The sequence below is a fragment of the Pseudochrobactrum lubricantis genome (assembly GCF_041929865.1).
Lineage (GTDB): Bacteria > Pseudomonadota > Alphaproteobacteria > Rhizobiales > Rhizobiaceae > Pseudochrobactrum > Pseudochrobactrum saccharolyticum.
In genome coordinates this window covers 1-701 of sequence record NZ_JBHEEE010000052.1, presented here as the reverse complement: position 1 = coordinate 701, position 701 = coordinate 1, and the positions used below count along the sequence as shown (strand labels likewise).

Below are 701 nucleotides of genomic sequence, written 5' to 3'. Positions count from 1 at the left end.
TCTTTGCGGAGCTCGCAGCATAACTGCGTTCAGAAGTAAGGCCGCTTATATCCTTCCAAAAACTTTGCGACAGAACCCGTTCTCAACCAATAACTAGAAAGCCAAAATACCTCAAATCTTTGTAACAGAACCAGAATAAACTATATTCTTCTTATAATATGAGGTTGTTAAAGTGCTAAGGGGAGCCATAACCATAGCGCAACGAGAGTCAGAAGTAATACTGGTGGCGTTAGAATTAACCCTACTTTCATATACTGCCCCCATGTAATCCGTTGGCCTTTACCCGCCAATACATGGAGCCATAGCAATGTAGCGAGTGAGCCTATCGGGGTGATCTTGGGGCCTAAATCATTGCCGACAACATTAGCATAGATCATGAGCTCTTTAGTGAGGGCAGGAACATCTGCATTGCCGACAGCTAATGCTCCAACAAGGGTGGCTGGCATATTATTCATAATCGATGCCAGTAATGCCATTGCAAAACCGGTTCCAACTGTGGCGCTCAATGTTCCTTGAGCAGATAGCCAAACAAGCACGGCGGTAGCAGCGTCTGTTAACCAGGCATTTCCCAGGCCGTACACGACTAAGTACATTCCAAGAGAGAAAAGAACAATTTGCCATGGGGTGTTGATTGTCACTGAGAACTGACCCAGTTTGGGCAGATATTTCCATTTAGAATTGACCCATGTTTGAACTTTCCC

1 protein-coding gene is annotated in these 701 nt (G+C 45.1%); it reads right to left on the bottom strand.

The window, feature by feature from the left end:
* Nucleotides 1–167 precede the first annotated feature (167 nt).
* A partial coding sequence (locus tag JNC80_RS19995) for an ArsB/NhaD family transporter (protein WP_376711423.1) occupies nucleotides 168–701 on the bottom strand: 534 nt, incomplete at its 5' end.